4 protein-coding genes are annotated in these 5,880 nt (G+C 57.5%); 2 read left to right on the top strand and 2 right to left on the bottom strand.

All coding sequences use genetic code 11. From position 1 onward, the window contains the following. On the bottom strand, window positions 1–463 hold a 463-nt coding region (locus VGE80_RS07510; protein ID WP_440592206.1), incomplete at its 3' end, for a Uma2 family endonuclease. Window positions 464–808: 345 nt separating this feature from the next. On the opposite strand from VGE80_RS07510, the gene VGE80_RS07505 reads away from it, so the two are divergent. Both VGE80_RS07505 and VGE80_RS07500 read left to right on the top strand, forming a co-directional pair. Beyond that, a complete protein-coding gene (locus VGE80_RS07505; protein WP_440592205.1) occupies window positions 809–3,229 on the top strand; it encodes an FAD-binding oxidoreductase in 2,421 nt (806 codons plus the stop codon). A gap of 2 nt (window positions 3,230–3,231) precedes the next feature. Continuing rightward, complete coding sequence (locus VGE80_RS07500; RefSeq protein ID WP_440592204.1) at window positions 3,232–4,452, top strand: (Fe-S)-binding protein; 1,221 nt, start codon at window positions 3,232–3,234, stop codon at window positions 4,450–4,452. A gap of 125 nt (window positions 4,453–4,577) precedes the next feature. Here the strand turns inward: VGE80_RS07500 and VGE80_RS07495 are convergent, their stop codons facing one another. Continuing rightward, window positions 4,578–5,720, bottom strand: a complete 1,143-nt coding sequence (locus VGE80_RS07495) for a class I SAM-dependent methyltransferase (RefSeq protein WP_373650238.1) — start codon at window positions 5,718–5,720, stop codon at window positions 4,578–4,580. Window positions 5,721–5,880: the final 160 nt, after the last annotated feature.

The following is a 5,880-nucleotide window of genomic DNA, read 5'->3' as shown; positions in this document are numbered from 1 at the left end:
AGACCGTGGTCAGCGTCCAGGTGTTGTCTTCATTCCGAAAGAACGTCTGGACCATCGGCTCGTCCTGGGAAACGAGCACATATTCTTGAAGAGTCGGGATCGTTCTGTAGTGGTCAAATTTCTTTCCCCGGTCGTAGGCCTCTGTACTTTTCGACAAGACCTCCAGCAACACCGTGGGATTCAGGGCAGTATCCTCGCGGTCGTCGTCAAATGTCAGATCACCGCAGATGACGCTTGCGTCGGGGTAGGTGTAGAGGCCGGTGGGGCACATCATCCGGAGGTCGTTGTCGTACGTCACGCAGGGCTGACCCTTCAGACGGTTATTCAATAGACTCAGCAGGTTTGTCTTGATTCGACTATGTCGGGCGGAACCTCCCGCCATCGCGAACATTTCGCCACGAAAGAATTCACTTCGAAACGGGGCCTGCCGCTCAATTTCCAAGTATTCGGAGGACGTCAGCATTCCGGATCGTTGAGGCAAACCCATGTTGAATGACTCTAACTCAAACTCAATTGGAGGTGCGATGATTATGATATCTGTTGTTTGGCGCGGCGGCGATTCGTCCAAATTTCAGTAAAAAGAGCCATCCGGCAGTCCGTTGTCATGCCCTGTTAAAGCATGTCCGAGCGGGGCACAAACAACAGAACTTCTGGAATTGTCATCAGCCGAGTTCCCAAATGCAATCTCCATCAACCTTGTGCTGGGTTGCGGTGAGTCTCTACAAATGCGTCACTCTCCCACAAGCAATTGCCGATACATCGTTGAAGTCGCTCTGCTGATCCCCGTTCGTGCTTAAAGACCGCTGCCATGAAGTCACATCGGCTGGAAAGTCTGTTGAAGAAATCGTCGGTTCGGGGCCGGGTCCTTACCTCACCGGCTCAACTGGCGGGTTATGATGCCGATGGGCTCGGTTACAAAACCTTTCGTCCCGATGCGGTGGTGATTCCCACAGATGCGGACGACATGATCCGCGTCCTCGCCAGTGCACGGCAACTGGGGGTGCCGATTTGTCTCCGGGGGGCCGGGACATCGCTGTCAGGTGGCCCCGTTGCTGCTCAGGGGGGCGTCGTTGTCCATACGTCCGGTCTCAGAAGTGTCCGGCACATCTGCAAGTCGGGTCTGTGGTGCGAAGTGGAATGTGGCGTCATTCTGAATCAGCTCGACGAAGTTCTGAAGCCGTACGGAATTTTCTATCCGCCCGATCCATCCAGTGGGCCAGTTTGCACACTGGGGGGGAACATCGCCATGAACGCTGGGGGGGCGCATTGTTTCCGCTACGGCGTGACTAGTAACTATGTGCTGGGGGTGGAAGCGATTCTACTGGACGGTTCCGTTCACCGATTTGGCGGACCGGCCGGTGGACGAGGCGACTGGCGAGAGGACTGGAAGCGATTCATGGTCGGTTCGGAAGGAACGCTCGCAGCCTTCACCCGTTTCTGGCTGCGGCTGCTGCCCCGCCCTGACAAGGTCTGGACGTTCCGAGCCACTTACCTGGACCTGATTACGGCCGAGCGGGCGATTCACGCATTGGTCGCTCATTCCTCGTTTCCGGTCGCGATCGAACTGATGGACCCTCGCTGTGTCGAGATGGTCGAGAACAGTCCGATGGCCGTCGGTCTGCCGAAGAACTCGTTCATGCTGTTATCCGAGATCGACGGACCGCCGGAACTGGTCGACGCGCGAGTCGAAGCCGTTGCACAGATTTTGCGAGAGGCGGGGTCCCAGGATGTGGTTTTCAGCGATGATGACGAACAGCGTAAGAAGCTGTGGAAGGCACGTAAGGCCGCTGGTGGCCTGATGGGCCAACTGAGTGCCGATTTCGTCGTCCAGGATGCGGTGATCCCGAAACGGGCTCTCGCAGAGCTGCTGCAGCTGGTCTATGACGAAGCGGATGCGGCGGGGATCCGCGCAGTGAACGTCTTCCACGCAGGTGATGGCAACTTGCATCCGAATTTTCTGTTTGATTCCCGCAAGCCGGGGGAACTGGAAAAAGTCGAGCTGATTGGAAAGCGGCTGATGCAGCGGGTCGTGGAAGTCGGTGGCACGCTTTCTGGTGAACATGGAATCGGCAATGACAAGACCGCGTATATGCCGCTTGTTTTCGGCGCAGACATGACGCGGGTGCAATTGGCGATTCCGGCGATCTTCAACCCCCGACATCAGTTGAATCCGCTGAAGGTGTTCGCGGGTCGCCGGTTTGAAGAGACGAACGGAACTGCCCCGGCCAATGGCATTTCAACCGGAAGTGCAGACCTGGCTCATGACGCTCCGCATGATGAAATCTACGAAAACGCTGCGACGACGGGATCTCGCTGCTTCACGCATTTCCTGGATGAAATCGATGGTGTTCTTTGCTTGAGTGCCGATGCGAAGCTGGCTGAGATCAATGCGAAAGCATCCCCCAGTCGGCTCCGTTTCCCGCTGATTCTTGATCCGAACGCCACGCTGCGTGAGCAGGTGAACGCCACAGGGTTTGCCCCCGCCTCGTCACGGTTTGGTCCCTATTGCGACAACATCATCGGGATGAACTGGCGATTTCCAAGCGGAAAGGTGGTTCGGGTGGGGGAACGCGTCGTGAAGACGACGACGGGCTATGATCTGTTCCGGTTTCTGCTCTCCACAAATGGCCGCTTTGGTGAACCGACCGACTACGTCGTGCGACTGCGTCCCGATTGCGGGGTGACTCGTGTCTATGGGTTATTCGGTGAATCAACTGATGTCTTGCAAGCGGCGGCGGACTTGTTGCAGACCTGCTGGATGCACTGGCTGGATTCGATCGACTATCTCGTCGGGTCACCGGAGGACTCGGGCCACCTGCGGATCGTGGTGAATAGTCCGGTGTCAGAAAGCGCCCTGATCGAGGACTTTGTTTCGTCATTCGCGCGGGCCCACGAACTGGTCTATCAGCCAGAAGCGGGAAGGGAGTTGCCGGCCGATGGGATTCCTGACTTTGTCTTCAAGACGTCTCCGGAAAGCCTGCTGGCGATGACCAGAGAAATCGCCGGTCAGGGTGGAATTCGGTGCGTGGCGCTTTGTTATAACGGTGTGCTTCACGGATATCTCGATGACGAGACAGCTCGAGTCGACCGTATCCGGCGACTGGTCGATGAGTACGCTCAACGGTTGACGATGGGGGGTGGGGACTGGTTCTCGCGGCACCTGCCGCCGGCCGAGATGTCACCGCTGGAAGCGGACTGGGTTCAGTTACTCGAACAGGAACTTCATTGATTGTGACGACGTCAAATTCGAATCGCCCGACCGCCGCTCAGTCGTGTCATTCAATGGACCCTGATCTGCTTGCGAGTTGCGTTCACTGTGGTTTCTGTCTGGAAGTCTGTCCGACCTACAAACTGACCGGGGATGAGAATAACTCGCCCCGTGGTCGGCTACGGCTTTGGCGCGAAGAGGCTGACGGGCGGATTCCGCAAGATCCTTGGACCGACCATTACACATCCGAATGCGTCGGCTGTCTGGCGTGTGAGTCGGCGTGTCCTGCGAATGTTCCGTATGGACAGATCTTTGAACAGGTCAAACATCAGCACGTCGCCCAGAAGCGGTCGCGTCCCCCCATCTCGTTGAGGTTTGCTGCAGGCTTAGCCCGGCATCAATCGCTGTTCAATCTGGCGATGCTACCAGCGCGACTGCTGCGGAAAGCCGGGATCCTGCCCCATCGCTTTCTCTTCAAAGGCGAGCCTGCCGCGTTTCAGTCGACGCAGGCCTATGTCAGCCACCTGATGCAAGTCCACCGGCCGACCGGTCCGCGTGTGGCGCTGCTGACCGGTTGCCTGATGGAATCTCTCTTCCGCGAAATCAACTTCGCAACCGTGCGGGTACTGATCGAGAACAATATCCAGGTCATCGTGCCGCCCGATCAGGGATGCTGCGGGGCGTTCCAGGAACATACGGGGATGGACGGCGTCGACCAACTCCAGGAACAGAACCGGATCGCTTTCGGGAAGCTGGATGTGGACGCGATCGTCAGCAATTCTTCCGGTTGCGGCCTGGCGCTGGGGAAGACCATGAAAGGCGCAGTCCCGGTTCGTGACGTGCTCGGTTATCTGGGTGAACAGAAGCTCGTCACGCGGACGAGGAAGGACCAAGCGGCGCGCGTCTATGTGGATCTTCCCTGCCATCTGGTGCATGGTCAAAAGGCGGCTGGCATTCCTGCGAACGTGCTGGACGCGACCGGATATCAATGGGAACTGGCACCCCAGGCACGTGACTGCTGTGGATCAGGTGGGGTCTATAACATTCAGAAGCCAGAGAACGCGCAGCAGATTCTCGCCCGCAAATCGGCCTTCTTGAATGAGGCGGTCGGTACCCCCGTCATTCTGGCGACGTCGAATCACGTCTGCATGATGCAGTGGAATTCCGCGAGATCCACGGGGCTGGTGAAGCGTCCCTACGAAGTGCGGCACGTCATCCAACTGCTGGATCCGCTGGGTTCCTAGCGGTTCGAAACAGATCCGGTTGTCCCTGATGGACAATGGGAGTCAGGGGACTGGCCGCAATTTGCAGTCTGTCCCAACCTCATTCGAACGAAGTCTGATCGAATGAAGTTGCCGGTCGGTGGAACTCAGTCGTATTGTTCACGAGATCGCCGTTCTCGCGGCTGATCTGCGAGGGATTCTTTCCGCTTGCGGCCTGTAACGATCCAGTAATCGTTGGCTTCAGCCACTTCGACGTCCCCGTACCACAGGGGCATCCGTTCGACGAACCAGTTCGGGGTCTTGGTCACGATCAGGATTTTTGACTTGGGTTTCAGTGCCCGATGACCCGTGTCGAGGAACAAGTCCGCGATCGCGTAGTTCGAGAAGTACGGCGGGTTGGCGAGGGCCAGGTCAAACTCGTCTGATGCGGGAGTTTCCCCTTCGGCGTCCAGGGCATACGTGATCCCGGGAGCTTCATTCTTAGCGATCCCCCGTTCCAGCGACTGAATGGCGCGGGCGTTGGAGTCGACTGCGTGGACCGAGACATTTTCTGCCGCGAAGGCGGCGGCCAGTGAGACGGTACCGGCGCCGCTTCCCAGGTCCAGGACCTTCATGCCCGGTTTGACGACCATCTTGTTCATCAAGGCCCGGGCACCCCCGTCGATATGACGATGACTGAAGACACCGGGACGACTGTACGCGTAGATGAGTCGGCCCCGGTCACGAAACGCGAATTCGCAGTCGAAGTCTTTGAGTTTCTTCAGCGGCGCCACTTTCGTCGCGAGATAGACAGTCCCCTGCTTCCGGACGGGGCGACGTGTTACCTTGGGAAAAATCGCCCGTAACTCTTTGTGAATCCACTGATCTTCGTCGTTGTCGGTGGAAACGACCATCCGGCCCCCCTCGACCAGACGCTGGTGTCCCTGCTGGAGCAGATCGCGGGTCAGCTCGGCCTCACCCCCCTTTTTGAAGGCGAACGCCACGAGATCCGCTTCGTGATCGGGCAGATCCGGCTGGCAGATCAGATTCAGGTTCGGGGGGGGCGGTCCATCTTCGCTGATACGGAATTCGCTCTGCGTCCTGTGAAAAATATCGAGAAACCAGCAATCAACCTGAGCGTCAGGATGATCTGTCGCGTAGGCGACGGCAAACTGGGCACGCCCGGCCGACGTACAGATCACTCGTTTCCCCGACATGTCCGGCAGAGTGTCGATTAACAACTTCTCTTGTGGACGGATGAAAAACGAATGAGGGATCGTTTCTTCGACTTTTTTATTTCGACGTGACACGCGCGGCTCTGTGGAGAAAGTAGGAAGAAGTCTGTGGCGATCCCGGGCAGAGGAAATCGCCAGTATGTGCCCGGAACGGAGGCTATTCTACGTCAAAGGGGAGTAAATTCATTCCCCTTTATGATTTGAACGGCCAACAATGATGGCGATCGCTGGAAAT

The sequence above is a fragment of the Schlesneria sp. genome, from assembly GCF_036405755.1.
GTDB classification, from domain to species: Bacteria; Planctomycetota; Planctomycetia; order Planctomycetales; family Planctomycetaceae; genus Schlesneria; species Schlesneria sphaerica.
Note: the sequence above shows the minus strand (reverse complement) of the source record. Positions and strands in the feature narration are given on the sequence as shown.

Coding starts and splice junctions, on each gene's coding strand:
- VGE80_RS07505 (WP_440592205.1), top strand. CDS start 809: ATGAAGTCACATCGGCTGGAAAGTCTGTTGAAGAAATCGTCGGTTCGG.